This is a genomic window from Tamlana sedimenti, assembly GCF_038148895.1.
GTDB lineage: Bacteria > Bacteroidota > Bacteroidia > Flavobacteriales > Flavobacteriaceae > Tamlana.
The window spans coordinates 1139252-1157865 of record NZ_JBBVGQ010000001.1 but is presented as its reverse complement, the minus strand read 5'-3'; the positions used below and the strand labels follow the sequence as shown (position 1 = coordinate 1157865).

The 18614-nt window shown below is 34.5% G+C and carries 23 protein-coding genes; 7 read left to right on the top strand and 16 right to left on the bottom strand.

The window, feature by feature from the left end:
• The first annotated feature begins 95 nt into the window (after positions 1-95).
• Entirely contained in the window at positions 96-1196 is a 1101-nt protein-coding gene (locus WJN01_RS05080) for a DUF4407 domain-containing protein (protein WP_445196052.1), read from the top strand.
• A 2-nt stretch (positions 1197-1198) separates the two neighbouring features.
• On the opposite strand, the gene WJN01_RS05075 is transcribed toward WJN01_RS05080, so the two are convergent.
• A complete protein-coding gene (locus WJN01_RS05075) occupies positions 1199-1477 on the bottom strand; it encodes an STAS domain-containing protein (RefSeq protein ID WP_445196051.1) in 279 nt (92 codons plus the stop codon).
• A gap of 246 nt (positions 1478-1723) precedes the next feature.
• Between WJN01_RS05075 and WJN01_RS05070 the strand changes: the two genes are divergently transcribed.
• Together WJN01_RS05070 and WJN01_RS05065 are read left to right on the top strand one after the other, a co-directional pair.
• On the top strand, positions 1724-2155 hold the full coding sequence (locus WJN01_RS05070) for a YybH family protein (RefSeq protein WP_445196050.1): 432 nt from the start codon (positions 1724-1726) through the stop codon (positions 2153-2155).
• 29 nt (positions 2156-2184) lie between these two features.
• Entirely contained in the window at positions 2185-2325 is a 141-nt protein-coding gene (locus WJN01_RS05065; RefSeq protein ID WP_445196049.1) for a hypothetical protein, read from the top strand.
• On the opposite strand, the gene WJN01_RS05060 is transcribed toward WJN01_RS05065, so the two are convergent.
• From WJN01_RS05060 to WJN01_RS05025, 8 genes are all read right to left on the bottom strand, one after another.
• Entirely contained in the window at positions 2322-2900 is a 579-nt protein-coding gene (locus WJN01_RS05060; protein WP_445196048.1) for a PhnA domain-containing protein, read from the bottom strand. The two genes, WJN01_RS05065 and WJN01_RS05060, sit on opposite strands and share 4 nt — an antisense overlap.
• Before the next feature lie 115 nt (positions 2901-3015).
• Positions 3016-3846 carry a hypothetical protein gene (locus WJN01_RS05055; protein WP_445196047.1) on the bottom strand — a complete coding sequence of 277 codons (831 nt, stop codon included), beginning with the start codon at positions 3844-3846 and terminating at the stop codon, positions 3016-3018.
• A 144-nt stretch (positions 3847-3990) separates the two neighbouring features.
• Positions 3991-4356: an MmcQ/YjbR family DNA-binding protein gene (locus tag WJN01_RS05050; protein ID WP_445196046.1), complete on the bottom strand. Its 366-nt coding sequence runs from the start codon at positions 4354-4356 to the stop codon at positions 3991-3993.
• A gap of 5 nt (positions 4357-4361) precedes the next feature.
• On the bottom strand, positions 4362-4970 hold the full coding sequence (locus WJN01_RS05045; protein WP_445196045.1) for a DUF4230 domain-containing protein: 609 nt from the start codon (positions 4968-4970) through the stop codon (positions 4362-4364).
• Positions 4971-5723 carry a cyclase family protein gene (locus WJN01_RS05040; RefSeq protein ID WP_445196044.1) on the bottom strand — a complete coding sequence of 251 codons (753 nt, stop codon included), beginning with the start codon at positions 5721-5723 and terminating at the stop codon, positions 4971-4973.
• On the bottom strand, positions 5720-6853 hold the full coding sequence (gene hemW / locus WJN01_RS05035; protein WP_445196043.1) for a radical SAM family heme chaperone HemW: 1134 nt from the start codon (positions 6851-6853) through the stop codon (positions 5720-5722). Before hemW ends, WJN01_RS05040 begins: the two co-directional genes overlap by 4 nt.
• Positions 6853-7407 carry a crossover junction endodeoxyribonuclease RuvC gene (ruvC, locus tag WJN01_RS05030; RefSeq protein WP_445196042.1) on the bottom strand — a complete coding sequence of 185 codons (555 nt, stop codon included), beginning with the start codon at positions 7405-7407 and terminating at the stop codon, positions 6853-6855. Before ruvC ends, hemW begins: the two co-directional genes overlap by 1 nt.
• Positions 7404-8042 (bottom strand): outer membrane beta-barrel protein, encoded by a 639-nt coding sequence (locus WJN01_RS05025; protein WP_445196041.1) that lies wholly within the window; start codon positions 8040-8042, stop codon positions 7404-7406. Before WJN01_RS05025 ends, ruvC begins: the two co-directional genes overlap by 4 nt.
• 30 nt (positions 8043-8072) lie before the next feature.
• Here WJN01_RS05025 and WJN01_RS05020 point away from each other — a divergent pair, with 30 nt between their 5' ends.
• The 3 genes from WJN01_RS05020 to WJN01_RS05010 are packed head-to-tail and all read left to right on the top strand — an operon-like array spanning position 8073 to position 10935.
• Positions 8073-9047, top strand: coding sequence for a lysylphosphatidylglycerol synthase domain-containing protein (locus tag WJN01_RS05020; protein ID WP_445196040.1), 975 nt, complete (start codon positions 8073-8075; stop codon positions 9045-9047).
• Positions 9044-10183, top strand: coding sequence for a glycosyltransferase family 2 protein (locus WJN01_RS05015; protein WP_445196039.1), 1140 nt, complete (start codon positions 9044-9046; stop codon positions 10181-10183). The genes WJN01_RS05020 and WJN01_RS05015 overlap by 4 nt, the downstream gene beginning before the upstream one ends.
• 17 nt (positions 10184-10200) lie before the next feature.
• Positions 10201-10935: a Bax inhibitor-1/YccA family protein gene (locus WJN01_RS05010; RefSeq protein ID WP_445196038.1), complete on the top strand. Its 735-nt coding sequence runs from the start codon at positions 10201-10203 to the stop codon at positions 10933-10935.
• A gap of 78 nt (positions 10936-11013) precedes the next feature.
• Here WJN01_RS05010 and WJN01_RS05005 read toward each other — a convergent pair whose 3' ends face one another.
• The 3 genes from WJN01_RS05005 to WJN01_RS04995 form a co-directional block, all read right to left on the bottom strand.
• Positions 11014-11490: a hypothetical protein gene (locus tag WJN01_RS05005; protein WP_445196037.1), complete on the bottom strand. Its 477-nt coding sequence runs from the start codon at positions 11488-11490 to the stop codon at positions 11014-11016.
• Positions 11491-11595: 105 nt separating this feature from the next.
• Positions 11596-13041, bottom strand: coding sequence for a M56 family metallopeptidase (locus WJN01_RS05000; RefSeq protein WP_445196036.1), 1446 nt, complete (start codon positions 13039-13041; stop codon positions 11596-11598).
• 2 nt (positions 13042-13043) lie between these two features.
• A complete protein-coding gene (locus WJN01_RS04995) occupies positions 13044-13403 on the bottom strand; it encodes a BlaI/MecI/CopY family transcriptional regulator (protein WP_445196035.1) in 360 nt (119 codons plus the stop codon).
• Between the two features lie 144 nt (positions 13404-13547).
• Between WJN01_RS04995 and WJN01_RS04990 the strand changes: the two genes are divergently transcribed.
• On the top strand, positions 13548-14051 hold the full coding sequence (locus WJN01_RS04990) for a DUF456 domain-containing protein (protein ID WP_445196034.1): 504 nt from the start codon (positions 13548-13550) through the stop codon (positions 14049-14051).
• A 261-nt stretch (positions 14052-14312) separates the two neighbouring features.
• Here WJN01_RS04990 and WJN01_RS04985 read toward each other — a convergent pair whose 3' ends face one another.
• The 4 genes from WJN01_RS04985 to WJN01_RS04970 form a co-directional block, all read right to left on the bottom strand.
• Positions 14313-14987: a response regulator gene (locus WJN01_RS04985; RefSeq protein WP_445196033.1), complete on the bottom strand. Its 675-nt coding sequence runs from the start codon at positions 14985-14987 to the stop codon at positions 14313-14315.
• Positions 14988-14997: 10 nt separating this feature from the next.
• On the bottom strand, positions 14998-16803 hold the full coding sequence (locus tag WJN01_RS04980) for an ATP-binding protein (protein ID WP_445196032.1): 1806 nt from the start codon (positions 16801-16803) through the stop codon (positions 14998-15000).
• A 150-nt stretch (positions 16804-16953) separates the two neighbouring features.
• Positions 16954-17097 (bottom strand): hypothetical protein, encoded by a 144-nt coding sequence (locus WJN01_RS04975; protein WP_445196031.1) that lies wholly within the window; start codon positions 17095-17097, stop codon positions 16954-16956.
• Positions 17098-17453: 356 nt separating this feature from the next.
• Entirely contained in the window at positions 17454-18458 is a 1005-nt protein-coding gene (locus WJN01_RS04970) for a LacI family DNA-binding transcriptional regulator (protein WP_445196030.1), read from the bottom strand.
• Positions 18459-18614 lie beyond the last annotated feature (156 nt).

The following is an 18614-nucleotide window of genomic DNA, read 5'->3' as shown; positions in this document are numbered from 1 at the left end:
CATAATAACTTAAAAACTAAAATAATAAGAAATAAAATGTAACAAATTGATTGTCTTGACGTTCTAATAGTCAATCATCAATCAAATCACATAGTATGCTTAAGCGTTTTTTTATCATCTGCTCGGGTGCAGATACCGATATTTTAAAGGATTGTTCTATTGGCGAACAAAACAAATATGCTGGCATTGGCGCCACGGTTTTCTTTACGGCGGTCATGGCATTTATTGCAGCCAGTTATGCCCTTTATACTGTTTTTGATAATTTATTCACCTCTATTTTTTTTGGATTTATTTGGGGTTTGCTCATATTTAATCTAGACCGTTACATTGTTTCTACCATAAAAAAAACTGGAAATGTTATTGATGAGCTTATTCAAGCTTCGCCAAGAGTTATTTTGGCCGTAATAATAGCCGTGGTTATTTCAAAACCGCTGGAGCTTAAAATTTTCGAAAAAGAAATCAATCAGGTATTATTGGAGCAGAAAAATGACATGACGCTTGCCAATAAAACTCAAATTGCCGAACAGTTCAATCCAACTATTGCATCACTCCAAGACGACATTAACCACCTTCAAAATGAAATAACCACAAAAGAAGCAGAAGTAAACCAATTGTACGATACGTATATTGCTGAAGCAGAAGGCACGGCTGGCACAAAATTATTGGGTAAAGGACCTGTTTATAAAGAAAAAAGGGACAAACACGATGCCCTTTTGGCAGAACTTAATCAACTTAAAAAAGAAAATAGGGCAAAGATTAACAGTAATGAAACACAAATTGCACAACTTAAAAGCGATTATGATAGTGAAGTTTTGAATACCCAGCCTATAATAAAGAATTTTGATGGTTTAATGGCCCGCGTTAACGCATTGGACAAATTGCCTTGGTTACCTTCATTATTTATATTCTTGTTGTTTTTAGCCATTGAAACGTCACCGATTTTTGCTAAACTACTATCGCCCAAAGGCGCCTACGATTTTAAATTGGAAGACCAAGAATCAGCCATAAAAACTAACCTGTTGCAGAATAAAAACCAGCAACAGGCCATGTTAAAAACCGATTACGCTCTAAACGACCGCATTTACAGCGATATTGAACGCGAAGACGAACTTTACAACTACAAGCGTAAAAAAGCGAGAGAGCTTATGCAGTTACAGGCAGACGCCTTCTATAAAAAACAGAAAAACGTATTATAAATTTAAGCTGCGGTGTCAGCTTTAAAATGGTCGTACAATTCTTTACAACCAAAACCAACTATTGAAAGCCTTTTGTTTTTAACCAAAGCTTCGTTATGAAGTTGAGCAATGGCCTCTACCCCATATTTATCCATACTTACAACATCTTGGATGCTTATGGTAATATCATTTAATTTTTCAAAAATGTTTTGAAATTCTCTTTGGAAAAGATTTATGTTACTTTTGTTTAAAGTCCCTTTAATCTTAAAGAAGTTGTTGCAATTGGTAATTTTTAGATCCATAACATAGTGTTTTTAAATGGTTAAACTATAAACTTGAGGGAGAGGAACAATATGATTGTGAGTTAAAAGTATAAAACTGGAATGCTTATTGTATAATTTTTTCGACAAATAGATTTTTACTTTGGACAAAAACAAATACTGTGTCAATTTCATCGATGAGTGACATTTTACAATAAACAGATTTTGTTACTTTTACCCGAAAAGTGAAATTAAAATGAGAATTAAAAACACCCTAAATTTAACTCCATGAAAAAAATAGTTTTATTGTTATGTATTATATGTGCTTCGAACAGTTTTTCCCAAACAACGGTTGAAGATGATATTAAGGAAATAAATAAGGTGTTAAAAAAGCAGCGCATTGCTTGGTCTAACAATAATTTGGAAGAATATATGGAAGGCTATTGGAAAAGCGATTCGCTGAAATTTTATAGCACTCATGGAGTCATCTACGGATGGTATGATACTTTAGAGCGCTACCAAAAAGCCTACCCAACAGAAGCGCACACCGGAAAACTGAGCTTCAAGATAAATGATATTACCCAAATAAGCGATGCTGCTTATTATGTTTTAGGTGAATATCATATAAAAAGAGATATGGGCAACGCCGATGGTATTTTTATGTTGATTTTCAAAAAGATTAACGGAGAATGGAAAATTATTGTCGACACTTCCACCTAGTATCTTAACTCGGCAGTTGAGCACTTAAAATGCAATACAAATACAAAGTTGTTTTGATGGTAATTTTGGCTGCCATAACCATTTTTGGTTTGGTAACGGGCCCGTACCTTTTTTTGGTATTTATGTTCCCTTTTGGTTTTGGATTGTTCAAAAAGAAGGATTCTGACTAAGTCTTTTTAACAAAATCGGTAATAATGACTATTTGTTGCCCATCAACTTTGCCCTCAATGTACTTAGCGTTTTCATGATCTAAGCGAATGTTGCGCACGGCGGTGCCTTGTTTGGCAACCATGCTAGAACCTTTTACCTTTAAATCTTTAACCAGCACAACGGAATCTCCATTTTCCAAAACAACACCGTTAACATCACGGTGAATTATTTTTTCACTTTCATCCTTATCTTCTCCGGTTGCACGAGCCAAGGTCAAGGCATCATCATCCAGATACATCATGTCCAGCAAATCTTTTGGCCATCCTTCATTACGTAGCCTCTGTAACATGCGCCATGCCATAATTTGAACGGCAACATGTTCACTCCACATACTATCGTTTAAGCATCTCCAATGATTTGGATCCATCTCTGTATCACCATTTATTTGACCCAGGCAAGTTTTACATACTAAAACATCGTTAGCCACATTTTCGTTCAATGATGGTGGAATGGTATATTGGCTTAAATCTTCATTTGAACCGCATAATTCGCAGCAGTTATTACTTCTATCCTTAAGTGTTTGCAGAACGCTCATTAAATTCTATTTGATGGTGCAATAATACGTTTAATAAAAAGTTTTTACAAGTGCAGATTTACTACAATAAAAAAGGATGCTTAAAGCATCCTTTATAAGTTTTTACCGCTGACCGTTATTTTGATAAGCCATGTATCCATTTATACATATAATCTTGATGAACCCCAGTAAAATATTTACTCCAAGCTTTATAACCTTCTTTTCTTGCTTCTTCATCGGGCCAAGCTTCTTTTATAAGTTCTTGGTTTCTGTCGTACATCTTGTCTAAATCTGCCCAAGACTCTATGAAAAATGCTTCCAGATACTCTGTTCTATCTGAACCCCAAGCGTGAACATGTGGATAATACGCTTTGACGTATTCATTTTTATTGGTAACTTTTTCAATGAATTCCATTCTCATTTCATTAAACTCTTCTTGCGTACCATCTTCTGGAAACGCAAAATGTGATTTTCTAACATAACATAGCAAGTCTTTTGTTGGTGCTTCAGCCATGAGTTTAGCCCCTTTTAGTGGCGCATAAATTTCATCGGAATGCTCATTGGCGTAATAGGAAAAACGGTTGTCAAAAAAAGCTTGTCTGGCTTCTTTGTCTGGCCATGCTTCTTTGGCAAGTTCAAAATTTCTATCTGCAAATTTTCCCATATCTTCCCAAGAAGCAAACGTTTGCACGTAAATTAACTCGGTATTATCGGGAGTAAATTCGTGTAAATAGGTTGACGTCCCCAAAATGTATTCGTTCTTTTTGGTCACTTTATCTAAATACTCTTTTTCCACAGCTTTCCATTCGTCCATTTTAAAGTCTTCTTTGTCCATGTTCCAATGCATCGTAGTTACGGCAATGTACTCTGGCATTTTCGGGGCTTCTTCCTGTCCGGAAATAATTGAATAGTTAAACAACAATAGCATAACAGCCAATGTTGAGAATAATCGGTTGATTGTTTTCATAATCTGAAAGAATTAATAGTTATTATATTGGTTAATTAATTAAAACTTTGAGATTTGGGATAATATGTCTGGGCTATTGTAATTAGGAATTGAGAGTTCTATAAATATACAACAAAAAATTGACCCTTTGGAATTATTTGATTTTTATTGCTTTAGGGCCTGCTGAAGCTTTTTAGATAGTCCCTTTACAACCATGTTATAGGAGTGGTCTATAAGCTCTTTAATGAACTGTGGCTGAAGTTCGCCTTCGTGAAGGTAAAGTGTGTTCCAATGTTTTTTGCTCATGTGGTAACCTGGGCGGATGCTGTTATATTCGGCACGAAGTTCCTGTGAATAATCTGGGTCGGCTTTTAAGTTTATAGCTGATTCGCCACATTCCCACGATTTTAATGATGTAAGTGCAAACATTTTACCCATAACCTTAAAGACCAACGTATCTTCATCAAAAGGAAAATCTTCATTGGTTCCTTTTTTACTCAGGCAATATTCTCGAATTTGCTCAATGTTCACGATAATTATTTTAGCTTTTTGGTGTTGCCTTCTTCAATCTTTAAAGCAGAATAATCCAATTTCCAACCAATGGTCTCGACAATGGTTTCAATGAGCAAAATGGCTTCGAGTGCTTCTTGTTGTGCCACCTGAATCAAACCGCTTTCTGGAATTTTTTCTTGAATGTGCATTTTGGCCTCATTATGCAATCCCGTTAAATCGGCCGCTTCAAATTTGTTAAAAAACCCATCGGATTTGTCGTAGTAATTCAAATTGGTTTCAATGGATAAAACTTCTGGCTGAGGAAAATGTTCCAAAAAAATCTTTTTGTTATCGTTATCAGCTTTCAATTCAATCTTAGATAAATCATAACCCACATGTGCCTTGGCGTTAATAACCACCAATGCCTTTTTTCTACTGGTAATGAGTTTTAAAAAGCGCTCCTTAACATCTTCATAATGGTAAATTTCGGCAAAATCGCCCTCAACAGTAATGAACTTGCACACCTTTTTAATCTTATCTAAAAGTATGGTAGATTGTGCTTTTACTAGCTGCTTTTTCTTAATAGACCTAAAGTAGGTTACAATACCCAAGCACACCAGAGCACCAATTATAATACCTAAAAATGTTTCCATTTATTCAATAATTTCAAATAAAACTGGTTTACTAGGCGATGCGTCGTTTTCAAAAGGTGCTATTTGTAAATTTAAAAAATACTCACCGTCCTTTATTTTGTTTGACACATAAATGAACTCCGTAATGGTTGCATCCAGTCTCAACTTTCCCTTGGTGTTCCAAAATGTATTGTGCCCGGCCAATTCTCCATCATCTTTTTCTCTATCTATACTTGGCAAATCGATAAGCAAATGTTTGATATCTTTTGAAACTAAATATTCTACAGCATCATTTAACAGATAGGGCCAGTTGGTGTGCGCGTACTGCATAGAAAATTTTTGCTTTCTGGTGTTTGGAATGGTCCTGATTACCACGGCATCACGCTTTTTGTTTCCCAGAGCAAACTGAATTTGTTTTTTTGAAATCACCGAGTCGCCATTTAACCCTTCTGGTGCCACCGTAATGACTTCAGCCAAAAAGAAAAACTGCTTTAAGTTTTGGTTAATGGAATGTACTTTTTCGGTAATGTGGCCGGCGCATTCCGTATGTGTTCCATGGGCATGTGGATTGAAATAAATATTGTTGAAGTTTACACTTGCGCCCTCAGCCACACTTGCAATCCAATCACCGTCTCTCTCCGGTTCAATCTTGGGTGGACCAACGTACCAAGCATTTACATTGTTTTCTGAAGCTTGAAGTGGTATGGAAATATCCAAAGGCTTTGATAAGTCAATTTGAAGTTTTCTAGAATTGTACTGTATGGTTGTTATCAAGATAAATTAATTTTAAAAAGGTTGGAAGCAATGCCATCACTTAAAAACTTCCCCTTTTTTGTTGTTAAAATTTTGTCATCTTCAATATACAACAAATGTTGATTAATATAAATTTCTGATTGCCTTAAAAGGTAATCTTTGTAGTTTTTACCGAATTCTGTTTCTACCTTTTTCAAGGAAACGCCCCAAATGGTCCTGAGGCCAGTCATTATGTACTCGTTATACTTATCGGTAACTGAAAGCACTTCAGTTTCCATGGGCAAAATATCCTGATGTATACTTTTTATATATTTTGAATTGTTTCTGACATTCCAACTGCGCTTGGCTCCATCAAATGAATGTGCAGATGGGCCAATACCCAAATAAGGCTTTCCCTGCCAATACGCCGAATTGTTTTTACTGAAAAAATTGGGTTTTCCGAAATTGGAAAGCTCGTAATTTGTAAACCCTTCTGCTTCCAATTTTTCAACTAATAAATGGAACTGCTCTTGTGCTAAATCGTCGTCTACATTTTCAACAACGCCTTTTTTAATGAAAGATTCTAGTGCCGTTTTTGGTTCTACAGTTAAGGCATAACAGGAAATATGCGGCACGTTATATGACAATCCTATTTCAATATTTTCAATCCATTCTTCATTGCTTAAACCTGGAATGCCGTAGATTAAATCAACCGAAATATTATCAAAATACTTAGTGGCTAAAGACAAACATGTTTTGGCTTCATCAGCATTATGCGCCCGATTCATAAGTTTTAAATCACGTTGAAAAAAAGATTGAATGCCAATGCTTAACCTATTTATTGGCGTATTTGATAAATCGCTTAGCCGTTTAGGTGTTAGGTCATCTGGGTTGGCCTCCAAGGTGATTTCTGGGTTTGTAACTACGTTGTAGTTATTATAGACTTCATTAATCAATAATTGCAGTTCACCAGCTGTCAACAAAGAAGGAGTGCCGCCACCAAAATAAATAGTTTCAACTGTTTTGTTTTGGAGTTCATCTTTCCTGAGCGCAATTTCCTTTGCTAAACACTGAACAAGTTCATCTTTCTTTTTTAACGATGTTGAAAAATGAAAATCGCAATAATGACAAGCTTGTTTGCAAAAAGGTATATGGATGTAAATCCCAGCCATTATTTTTTCACCCTATCTTCATTCTGCTTCACAAAAGCACTCCACCCAGAATAACTTTTACCAATGTCAACACGACCGGAATTATAAAAATGGCAAACCGCTGCTGCCAATCCATCTGTAGCATCCAGATTTTTCGGTAAGCTTTTTAACCCAAGTACATTTTGAAGCATTTTTGCCACCTGTTCTTTACTGGCATTACCGTTGCCGGTGATGGCCATTTTAATCTTTTTTGGTAAATATTCGGTAATTGGTATTTCTCTACTCAAGCCTGCGGCCATAGCCACACCTTGTGCACGTCCCAACTTTAGCATACTCTGCACATTTTTACCATAAAACGGAGCTTCAATGGCTATTTCGTCTGGATTGTGGGTGTCAATCAATTCTATTGTCCGCTCAAAAATATACTTCAACTTTAAATAATGGTCATCATATTTTTTTAAGTCCAACTCATTTAATTGGATGAATTGCATGGTTTTTCCAACCACTTTTATAAGTCCAAATCCCATGATGGTCGTTCCGGGGTCAATTCCTAAAATAATGCGTTCTTTCATCAATCTCCACAATAATAACAACCACTCAGCGAAATGGATGCGCCAATGGTTACTGTTAACATATCTCCGTTAAACGACCCAAAACCATCCGAAATGGGGCTAAAATCTTTTCCGAACCCTAAAATATATGAGGTGTCAAGATACACCGTTAATTTATCTGAAACACCAAAGTGAACTTCCAAACCGCCCAAACCATTTAAGTATGAGGTGTTATTTTCGGTATAACTGCCCAAAGGTTTAATGATTGAAAAACCAGGCCCAGCATGTAAAAACAACCCCAACCTGTTGGAAAAATTTATAACATTTGATGCATCATAAACCAATTGCAGGTTTATTCTTGAATAATTCACTTTAAACTCTAGGGTGTTTTCTAGATTCGAAAATCGATTAAAGCCATAGTCCAATTTAGCACCTAATTTCTGCATGAACATATATTGCAAACCTAAATTAATACTTGGGAAGTTTATGGAATTGGCCTCGAAGTTACTCACAAATCCGTTTGATGAGGGACTATTTACCCCTAACGCGAACTGAGCTTTCACAGTACTTGTATCGCCTTGCGCCATTGCGGAAAAAGCATAAAAAAACATTATAATCGCCAACCAACTATGGGCAAAGCCATTTAAATTTTTAATCATAAACTATTATTGGTTTAATTTGCAGCAACTATGTTGTTCAGCCTTCCATACAAAACTAAACAATTCTTTTTTGTGCTCATCAAATTAAGCATTGTGGTTGGTGCATTTTATTTTATTTATGAAAAACTTACCAATAACCACGAGCTTAAACTTTCCGTTTTTGTTGATTTAGTTTCAAAAAGCAAGGTTTTTTCATTAAAATCAATCGTTTTTTTGCTGATTTTAAGCATTTTTAATTGGTTTTTTGAAATTTTGAAATGGCAAACTTTGGTCGCTCCAATTAAAAGAATAAGTCTTAAAACGGCAGCGCAGCAAAGTTTGGGTTCATTAACGGCATCATTAATAACCCCAAATCGAATAGGTGAATACGGTGCCAAAGCCCTTTCCTTTGTAAAAGATGAGCAAAAAAAAATACTGCTCATAAATTTTATTGGCAATATGCTGCAAATGGGCGTAACGGTTTTGCTTGGTGCAACTGGTTTATATTTTTTTATAAAAACTTACAATCCAGAAATTAATTACTTAAAACTTAGCAGATTATTATTTATTGCGCTCGCCATAATTGCTTTAATTGGATTTGGATTTACGAAAAGCAGATTTACAATAAAAGGGGTTCCGTTGGAAAAATTGAAATCCTTCCTATTAAAATTTCCTAAAAAAAACCTCCTAAAAGGGGGCCTTTTTTCATTTTTACGCTACGGTCTTTTCTCATTTCAGTTTTACTTTTTGCTGCAAACTTTTGTGGTTGATTTTGGTTATATACAGGCCATGACCTTTATAACATCCATGTACCTATTGGCCTCTATAATTCCTTCTATTTTTATTTTTGATGTTGTTATAAAAGGCAGTATTGCCGTTTACCTATTTTCGCTTGCCGGAGTTAATGAGGTTGTTATTTTGAGCATCATAACCATCATGTGGTTATTTAATTTTGTGCTTCCCAGTATTGTTGGAAGTTATTTTGTGCTGAATTTCAAACTTCCAAAAAAACATCAATATTCATGATTTTTGTTGCCATTATCATAACCGTTTCTTATTTATTTCTAATTGGGAGTTTTATTTATGGTTTTGATAAAATTCAGCCTTTCACTTTAGAAGATGTTCCTGCAAAAACAAGATTTTCAATCATAATTCCTTTTAGAAATGAAGCTGAAAATTTGCCTCGTTTATTGAAATCGGTTGAAGCATTAAATTACCCAAGAAATCATTTTGAGATTATTTTTGTTGATGATGCTTCCGAGGATAGTTCAGTTGAAATTATTGAAAATTTCATAGCAAAAAGACCCTTCGACTGCGCTCAGAGTGACATTAAAATAATTTCAAATGAAAGAAAAAAAGAATCGCCAAAAAAGGATGCCATTACCTCAGGCATTAAAAAAGCAAAAAACGATTGGATTATAACTACCGATGCCGATTGCATTTTACCTAAATATTGGCTGGATAGTTTTGATGAATTCATTCAAAAGACCAATGCCCTATGCCTTGCCGCTCCTGTTACTTACATCAATGAAAACTCATTTTTAAATCGTTTCCAACTATTGGACATACTAAGTCTGCAAGGAGCCACCATTGGTGGTTTTGGTATTAAAAAACCGTTTTTGTGCAATGGAGCCAACTTTGCCTATAAAAAAGAAATTTTCCAATCATTAAATGGTTTTGATAACAATTTCAAAATAGCCAGTGGCGATGATATTTTTCTACTTGAAAAAGTAGCCAAAACCTACCCGAAACGGCTTCATTATTTAAAATGTGAGCACAGCATTGTTAAAACAAATGCACAACCCGGTTGGAAAACGTTAATCTCTCAAAGAATACGATGGGCAGCAAAAGCCAGTGCCTACAAAAATTGGTTAGGCAAATTGACAGGGCTTACCGTTTTACTGATGAATATTTTGGTTATTGCCGGATTTACCCTTTCAATCATCGGGGTTTTCTCTTTACGTGCATGGATTTACATCATGATAATAAAATTCAATATCGACTTCTATTTAATTTATAAATCGGCCTCGCTTTTTGACCAAAAAGAAGCTTTACGAAGCCTCATTTTTGGGTTTATCATTTATCCGTTTTTTAGTGTTTATGTTGCCTTTGTCTCCCTATTTTCAAAATACACTTGGAAGGGCAGAACATTCAAAAAATAAGTTTTAGATTTACACCTATGAACCTGTTCGACAAAACCACCAACCCTGCTTTTAACAATTATTTTTTTGGCGAAAGAAACACATCCCAAAAAACAATGACGGTTACTGGTATTTTCATAAAATCGATGCTTTCCATATTGATTATGGTTATTATATCGTACGGTGTTTGGCGGCTATATAATGATGGTGCAGATATAAAATGGTATTCTATGGGTGGTATGTTGGCCGCTATTATCATTAGCATTGTCATTTCCATACGGCAGCATTGGGCGCATATTTTGGTGCCACTTTATGCTATTGCAAAAGGCCTTTTTCTAGGTAGTATTAGTATTTATGCACAGGCACAATTTCCTGATTTACCCTATCAGGCCATTGGCATAACGGTTGTTACTTTTTTTGTTATGCTGTTACTTTACCAAACCCGAATTATTGTAGTGACGAAAAAATTGCGAAGTGTTATTATCACTGTTGCCGCAAGTATTTTTGTAATTTACCTTATCTCTTGGATTTTGGGCTTTTTTGGCATAAAGGTCTTTATTTGGGGCATCTCTTGGCCGGCCATTATTTTTAATATTGTGGCCTTGATTTTTGCCGCGCTATCATTGCTTTTGGATTTTGATTATATAGAGCGCCATAAAAACAAATCGCCCAAATACAAAGAATGGATTGCCACTTGGGGACTTTTGGTAACTCTGGTTTGGCTTTACACCGAAATTTTAAGACTTATGCGGAAACTGGCTATAAAGTTTTGATATGGAAATTCAACAAATTTAGGTTTCGACGGAGTTTATATTGAGCTAAGTCGAAATACTCAACCTGACAAAATTGCCCTAATTTACGTTGATAATAATAGGCAAATTAAACTCGGTTGTAACTTGTTGTCCGCGTTTTATGGCTGGGAAAATTCTGGGCAGTGAATCCAAACTTTTTTGAAGCAACCCTTTTATTTCTGGAATTTCCTGTTTCGTGAGAGAATCTATATCAGCTTTCAATAAAGATAGATCCCCTTGTTTTGATACCTGAAACTGAAGAATTACCGTATCTTTTATATCTTGGGTTACAACAATCTTTTCCTTTTTTAGATAATTGGTAATGTGATTGGTCAATGTGTACTGAAAACACACTTGCTTTTCTGTTTTTGAAATAGATGATTCGCATACTGAAAAGCTAGGATATTCATCAACATCGTTCCAATTGAATGTTTGCAGTTCTTCGTTTAAAATGGCTTCGGGAGATGTTTTTTTCGCATTAAAATACTCGCAAGAATAGAGCATTAAAACACATATCCAAACCAAAAATATCCTCATAAATTACAACTGAAACCGAAAAGTACAATTTTTTTGAATTGTAACTGCACAAAAACAAAAAAACCGAAGTTTGACTTCGGCTTTTAATCATTCATTAGTTGAAAACTATTCGGGAATTTCAAAAATTATTGGCAAGGAAAAAGGCACGTTTACAGCCTTCCCGTTATGAGCCCCTGGCTCAAACTTTGGAAGCATTTGAACCACGCGTATTGCTTCCTCTTCTAAAGCAGGAACAGGCGCTTTGGCACTAACGTCTGTAACATTACCTTCTTTATCAATTTTAAAAATAACATTGATGCGCTGTCTTCCACTTAAATCGTATTCTTTGCCTATTTTGGAATTGAAATTTCTAGCTACATGATCGAAAATTTCTTTTACTGTACAGCTTTTTTGTTCTTCTTTCGTTGACATTTTTTCGCAATCAGCAAAAACCGGAGGTTGTTCTATCACTGAAAATGGCACATCAACTTCGTTAAATTCAGAATTGTTCACTCCAACTGAAACTTTCCAAGGACTCGATTTCGTCTGAGTGAAGTCTACATTCTCCATTAATTTTATCAAGTTCTGTTTTTCTTCATCCGTTAGCTTACCTCCCTTAGCATCCATAGATTTTTTTAGTGATTCTAGCTGTTCTGAAATAGACGGTTCATAAGTTGAACTTTTCATTTTCTCCTGGGCACAAGATGAATAGACCAACATCCCAAAAACCAAAGGAATTAACAGGACATACTTTAACAAATGAATTTGTTTTGATTTTCTTTTTTGCAACATAACGATTCGTTTTTTGATTAATGATTGTTTATAAAATGGATTGATGATTGAAATATTTTTGGTTTGAAAAACTTGGGCTAAAAGGTTTTGGTAATAATCAGTTTTGCTTTGATGTTTCACTGCTTGTGCATCCGCAATAAACTCGTGAAGCGCCACTATTCTATTTTGGTATATATAGACAAAGGGGTTGAACCAAAGCACAATACGAAGCAATTCAAAAAACAATAAATCTAGAGTATGGTTTTGGCCTGCATGAACCATTTCGTGTTTTAAAATGGTTGCTTTTTCATCTTCATTAAGTTGTTCGCCTAAGAAAATGTAGTTAAAAAACGAAAAGGCACTGGTACTTCTAAGCACATGGATTAAGGTTAATTTTCCCCATCTGGTTTTTGGATTATCTCGAATTAAGACAAGTAGCCTTAAAAGCTTTACGGAAAACAGTACAAACGCTGTAGTTGCCCCAAGATAAAACAGATTTTCCCATGTGAAAATTGAAATCGTTTCGGCCATAGTAGCATCAATGTTTACAGGTTGTAATGCAATTGTGCTGGTTGCTTTTGGCTGCCCCAAAATCACTTCGGGCAACGAAATAATAAATTCTTGTGGCATTACGGTTTTAAAACGCTCAATCTTGATGAATGGCAAAATAAATGACACTGCCATTGTAGTTAACAAATACGCCCTATTACAATTAAAAAAGGTTTCTTTTTTTAGCCATACATCATACACCAAAAGAAAAAATAACTGAAATACTATGGTTTGAAAAATATAATGTACCATGGTTACTCCGTTTTATTGATATCTTTTAAAACCGATTCCAATTCGCTTAAACTGATGTCGTTTTTCTTCATAAAAAAAGACACCATGCTCTTAAAAGAACCCTGAAAATAATTATCTACCAACTTATTAATGGACTGATTACTATAATCTTGCTGCTTTAATATAGGAAAGTAAATATGTCCCTTACCTTCCTTTTTGTAATCTACAACACCTTTATTCTCAAGAATCCTAACTATTGTAGACACCGTGTTATAGGCTGGTTTTGGCTCTGGAAGTTGCTCTAATATTGCTTTTACATTGGCTCTTTTAAGCTGCCATAGTATTTTCATTATGTCCTCTTCGGCTTTGGTAAGTTGTATCATTTTTATTTGTTGTTTTATCTTTTTAACTAAATTCTTAGTTCAACAAATATAACTAAAAAATTAGTTTAAACTAATTTTTTAGTTTAAAAATGTAACATTTTATACGAATTTTAGTCTAAATAGTTGAATTACTTAAACATTACAATGGATATTATTTTAATTATTATTGCACTCTTCATTATGATTCTAGGAATCATTGGCAGTTTTTTGCCCGTACTTCCTGGCCCTTTAACAAGCTGGGTTGGCCTATTGGTTGTTCATTTTACTGGCGCCATCCCCATGGATAAGTCGTTTTTAATTATAACGCTTGCCATCGCATTATTTATTTGGATGCTCGATTATATTATCCCTGCAATTGGAACCAAACGCTTTGGTGGCACAAGATACGGTATGATTGGAACCACCATTGGGTTGATCGTCGGTTTGATTGCTCCTATACCGGGAGGAATAATTATTGGACCTTTTGTTGGCGCACTCATTGGCGAACTTATAAACAAAAGTGACTCCAAAACTGCCGCGAAAGCCGCGTTTGGTTCATTTATTGGGTTTTTAACCTCAACCTTTATAAAATTTGTTGTGGCCATTATTTATTTAGGTCTCTATTTAGGAATTGTTTGGGATTATAGAGAAGCAATATTCCAATTCTAAAAAGAAGAAACCCTGTGGGTCTCTCACCTCCACAGGGCTTTGTAAATTGCTATTATCAACAAAAAAATTGAGGGATTAATTAATTTTTAAAAGTGTTGATAATACAAAGATATTTATAACCATTCTTTTTGATCTGCGGAAAACCCGTAACTACTTTACGGGTATAATATAGACCTTAGTAATAGCAATAGATTTCAACGATAAAAAAAAATGAATTTCCTTTAAGAAATTCATTTTTTAACTTTTTTTGTAATAACAAAGCTACACAAAACCTTTTTTCCTGGCTTCATTGAGGAGGGTTTCATCCTGGCCATCTTGGACTTCAAAAATATCCCTTAATTGCTTTTTTCTTTTTTCAATAGCACTCAAGGAAATGTCTAGATGTGCAGCCAAGTTTTTAGTTTTTACCCCTTGCGACAATAGGTGAAGAATTTTTCTGTTTTTGTCATCAATAACAATGTCACTAGTAATCGTTTTTCTAATATGGCTGTTAACCGTTCCGCTATAAAATGGTGGATTGTTGAGTACGGCCTGAAAAGCACTTGCAAGCTCACTGGAAGTTAAATCACTCTTAATTAAAAAACCTTCCGGATCAATAGTTTTTATAATATTATGAATTCTAAACGACTCATTGAACATCGTTAAAATAATAATCTTTGCTTTTGGTAAAATCTTCCGTGCATATTCAGACAAGTCTTCCCCTGAACTCATGGAGCCATCTTTTGAAGGGGGCAAACTTATATCTACAAACAATACATTGTAAGGCCTTTCATTTTTAACGGATAAATCCATTAATTTTACAGCCTCATCACAATTATTGGCTATATCAATGCTTAATTCTTGATTGTCCTTTTTTGTAAAAAGTAGTGTGTTTTGATAACCTTCAATAATCATTGGGTGGTCATCAATCATTAATATTTTTATTTTTTCAGTCATAATTTTGGCGTTAGGGTATTGGTGCCTCGATAATTACTGTGGTTCCAACCTCTTTTTCTGAGGTTATTTTAAGGGTTCCGTTTATCTCATTTATTCTTGAGTTTATATTTTTTAAACCAATGCCAGACTTTGCTTTGTTTACATCAAATCCAGAACCATCATCGGTTATTGACAGGCAAATTACATTATTTTTTAGTTTAAAACTAATGTTAACGTGATTGGCTTCGGCATGTTTATAAATATTATGTAACGTTTCCTGAATTATTCTATAAAAATGTATTTTCTTTTTATTGCTTACTGCATCCCAATTAATGTCGTCATCATGTTCTAATTTATAAGTAAGATTGTATGCCATGGTTTGCGTTTCAACCAAGGTTTTAATAATATCTATGAATCCAGAACCTGAAACAAAATCGGTATTCAATTCGTGCGACACTTTCCTGATGTCTTCCTCTATGGTTTTAAGTTCTGCAATGTATTGGCCTCTGGTTTTTACTGCTTCTAAACTATTGTTCATGTTCAAACTATCCAAACTTAATCGTGTACCAAATAATCGACCCAAAACACCATCGTGCAGCTCTTCCGATATTCGCTTTTTCTCAAGTGCCCTAGCCTCTTCAATGCTCTCGTTTTGTGATAACATTAAATTGTAGATTTCTTCGTTGGTTTCCTGCTGCTGTTGAATAAACTGTAATTCTTTGTTTTTATTCCTTTGTGCGATGACCAGATATAATAATATGGAAGCTATAATGATGACCACCGAAATTATCAATAGCCACATACGTTCTTTTGCAATTTGAATGTTTTCTTTTTCAATTTGGCTGGTTTCAAAACGGATTCTGGCAAACTTGTTTCTGATGGCGCGTTCATTTTTCTGCAAGCTATCGTTAAGCTTGATATAGGCGCTTAAATGCTCTACGGCTTTTTCTCCCTTCTCAATTTTTGATAACAGTAATAAAGAACTCAACAATTCATCTTTGTGGTAATTTTGGGCTATATTTTTCGCTTGATAGGCATAATGTTTGGCGGCAGTAACATCATTCTTGTAATGATAATACTCAGCTAGATGTTGATTAATACTGATAGAGTTGTAGCCTCCTGGATTTATGCTATCTGAAACTTTCAAAGCTTCGAAAAACAAATTTGGCAACTCATCAAAATTCTTATTTAAAAATTTTGTATGAGCGTAGTTATCTAAAACCAAAGCGTAAAAATCTGGTCTAATATCAATCAAATCCGGATTATTTAAAATTTGACCATAATTTTCTAAAGCCAATTCATAAGCACTAGATTTTTTGTAAGAGAGGGCCAAATTATTTTTGGCGAAATACATCGTTATTCTATTGTCTCCTCCTAATTTTTCTATTAGTTCAATACTTTTTTTATAGTATGAAACTGATTCTTCATACTGTTCCAATTCACCAAAAACCAATCCTAAATTGTTATAAATACGCAATTTGGCCTCTATCACCTCCTCTGTTTCATTTAATGGTTCTAATAAAGCCATAGCTCTAACAGAAGTTAACTCGCTTCCTGTAAGGTCTTTTTCATTTTTTTGAACAACGGCAATACCGTATAGAGTTCTGGCTAATTTGTAGTTGTCTTTTTTGCTTTCGTAATACTTTTGTGCATTATGGTAGTAATAATAGGCACTATCAGCAAAAAAACTATAACGATAAACCTCCCCTAAAGCATAATTTGCTGCTGCTAAAGCTGTGGAGTCTCTATCCTTAAAAGACAATACATTTCTATGAATGGAATCAATGACAGCCTGGTTGGGTTCACTTTGAGCCTGTACAATAGTGAAACAAAACAAGAAAAGTATTTTAAAAATTAAAAACCTCAAGAAAATAGTAAAATTGGCTATTTCTCAAATGTATTTATAATTTTTCAATTTAAATCAATAAAAAAAACCTCTTTACAAAAACAATAAAGAGGTTTCTTATTCAGTTATTGCGTGCTTTATTTACATATCTACACCACCACCAGTAATTGGAGTCATAACTTCTGGAGTGATCAAAACATCATCTTCTGTTAAGTCTTGTTTTGTACAAGATACCAACGATGCAAAAATAACGGCTACTAATACAGTAATTTTTAGGGATTTCATATAATTCGATTTTAAGGTTAAACAGTTTTTCTCTTTTCAAATAAAAATTGTTGGCCAAGACTTTAAAAAATAAAATCTGGCATGAGGGAAAAAATGGATAATTAACTTAAAATCGAAAACACAAAAAGTGCTGAACGATTCAATAAAATAAATTTTGAGGGATTGACTTAAAAAGTCTAAATGGATTAATTTATAAAGCTGGACTTAGGGAAATTGGGTCGCCCAACTATACGGTGCTAAAATATGTTAACAACTTTTAATAAGTGTAATTTTTTTCGATAAACGGGAAAAAATTCGACGAAATGCACACTTTTTCATCGATGAACTGCAAATAAGTGTAATTTTCACACAAAGATTTACCGTGTGGATTTGTCTTTTATCAGGGTAGTCTTAACAATTTTTGTCTTAACATCATCTCCGTTCGTCGGATTTTGTATTCTGTGTATCAACATTTGAGCAGCACTTGAGCCAATTTCTTTGGCATGCTGACGAATGGTAGTTAGCTTAGGAAGTGTATGATTTGATTCTGATTTGCTCGCAAATGCGATTACCGATATATCTTTTGGCACTTTGTAACCGAGGTTAACGGCCGCATTTATTGTTATAACACCAGAGGAACTGTCCGCAGCAATTACGGCATCAATACTTTTATTCTTCTTTAAAAATGATTTTATTTTCTTTTGGTGGTCGTCTTTACTTTTAATTTTCAAAACCAATGGCTCCAGACTTCTGTTTTCCAATATAGCCTTGTTATAACCACGCTCCCTTAGCTTGCCCACACTAAGATCATCAATATTGCTAATAAACGCAATTTGTTTTCTGTTGTCGTTCAATAAACTTTTGGTGGCATTATAGGTGGCATCAAAATCATCAACAATCACTTTATCGCACATCACATCGTGTGCTACGCGGTCAAACATGACTATAGGTAGCCCTTTTTTTATGGTGTTTCTAAAATGTTCTATTTCCTTTTTAACCTGTGTTTCGGCAGCGACGGACAAAATAAAACCATCAACGCTTCCGTTGGCCAATAATTTTAAACTTTCCTTTTCCTTCTCCAAAGACTCGTTAGAAATACATGTAATAATATTATAACCAAGCTTATTTGCTTCACGTTCAATACCAAAAAGCACTTTTGCTAAAAATCGGTTTAGAATATTGGGAATAATAACCCCAATGGTTTTTGTTTTATTCTGCTTTAAGCTTAACGCAACTTTATTGGGTGTGTAATTATGTTGTTCGGCGAGTTCTTTAACACGTCTTATGGTGTCTTCACCTATTTCCTCACTATTGTTCAACGCCTTAGAAACCGTTGAAATGGAAACATTCAATTCTTTCGCCAATTGTTTTAAAGTAACCATACGTTAACCTATAAAATTAAAGTTACGCAATTTACAAAATTACTTTTGCAAAAACTGTAAGTCAAAATTAGTAGCTCTAAGCGCAAGCATCATAAAAATTAATATCTAGCTAACATTTTAATTAGTTAAAGAATAGTACTTTTGCCCTTCAATCAA

Excerpts from the sequence above, each read along its gene's own strand:
- WJN01_RS05080 (WP_445196052.1), top strand. The coding sequence starts at position 96 with ATGCTTAAGCGTTTTTTTATCATCTGCTCGGGTGCAGATACCGATATT.
- WJN01_RS05075 (WP_445196051.1), bottom strand. The coding sequence starts at position 1,477 with ATGGATCTAAAAATTACCAATTGCAACAACTTCTTTAAGATTAAAGGG.
- WJN01_RS05070 (WP_445196050.1), top strand. The coding sequence starts at position 1,724 with ATGAAAAAAATAGTTTTATTGTTATGTATTATATGTGCTTCGAACAGT.
- WJN01_RS05065 (WP_445196049.1), top strand. The coding sequence starts at position 2,185 with ATGCAATACAAATACAAAGTTGTTTTGATGGTAATTTTGGCTGCCATA.
- WJN01_RS05060 (WP_445196048.1), bottom strand. The coding sequence starts at position 2,900 with ATGAGCGTTCTGCAAACACTTAAGGATAGAAGTAATAACTGCTGCGAA.
- WJN01_RS05055 (WP_445196047.1), bottom strand. The coding sequence starts at position 3,846 with ATGAAAACAATCAACCGATTATTCTCAACATTGGCTGTTATGCTATTG.
- WJN01_RS05045 (WP_445196045.1), bottom strand. The coding sequence starts at position 4,970 with ATGGAAACATTTTTAGGTATTATAATTGGTGCTCTGGTGTGCTTGGGT.
- hemW (WP_445196043.1), bottom strand. The coding sequence starts at position 6,853 with ATGGCTGGGATTTACATCCATATACCTTTTTGCAAACAAGCTTGTCAT.
- WJN01_RS05025 (WP_445196041.1), bottom strand. The coding sequence starts at position 8,042 with ATGATTAAAAATTTAAATGGCTTTGCCCATAGTTGGTTGGCGATTATA.
- WJN01_RS05020 (WP_445196040.1), top strand. The coding sequence starts at position 8,073 with ATGTTGTTCAGCCTTCCATACAAAACTAAACAATTCTTTTTTGTGCTC.
- WJN01_RS05015 (WP_445196039.1), top strand. The coding sequence starts at position 9,044 with ATGATTTTTGTTGCCATTATCATAACCGTTTCTTATTTATTTCTAATT.
- WJN01_RS05010 (WP_445196038.1), top strand. The coding sequence starts at position 10,201 with ATGAACCTGTTCGACAAAACCACCAACCCTGCTTTTAACAATTATTTT.
- WJN01_RS05005 (WP_445196037.1), bottom strand. The coding sequence starts at position 11,490 with ATGAGGATATTTTTGGTTTGGATATGTGTTTTAATGCTCTATTCTTGC.
- WJN01_RS05000 (WP_445196036.1), bottom strand. The coding sequence starts at position 13,041 with ATGGTACATTATATTTTTCAAACCATAGTATTTCAGTTATTTTTTCTT.
- WJN01_RS04995 (WP_445196035.1), bottom strand. The coding sequence starts at position 13,403 with ATGATACAACTTACCAAAGCCGAAGAGGACATAATGAAAATACTATGG.
- WJN01_RS04990 (WP_445196034.1), top strand. The coding sequence starts at position 13,548 with ATGGATATTATTTTAATTATTATTGCACTCTTCATTATGATTCTAGGA.
- WJN01_RS04985 (WP_445196033.1), bottom strand. The coding sequence starts at position 14,987 with ATGACTGAAAAAATAAAAATATTAATGATTGATGACCACCCAATGATT.
- WJN01_RS04975 (WP_445196031.1), bottom strand. The coding sequence starts at position 17,097 with ATGAAATCCCTAAAAATTACTGTATTAGTAGCCGTTATTTTTGCATCG.
- WJN01_RS04970 (WP_445196030.1), bottom strand. The coding sequence starts at position 18,458 with ATGGTTACTTTAAAACAATTGGCGAAAGAATTGAATGTTTCCATTTCA.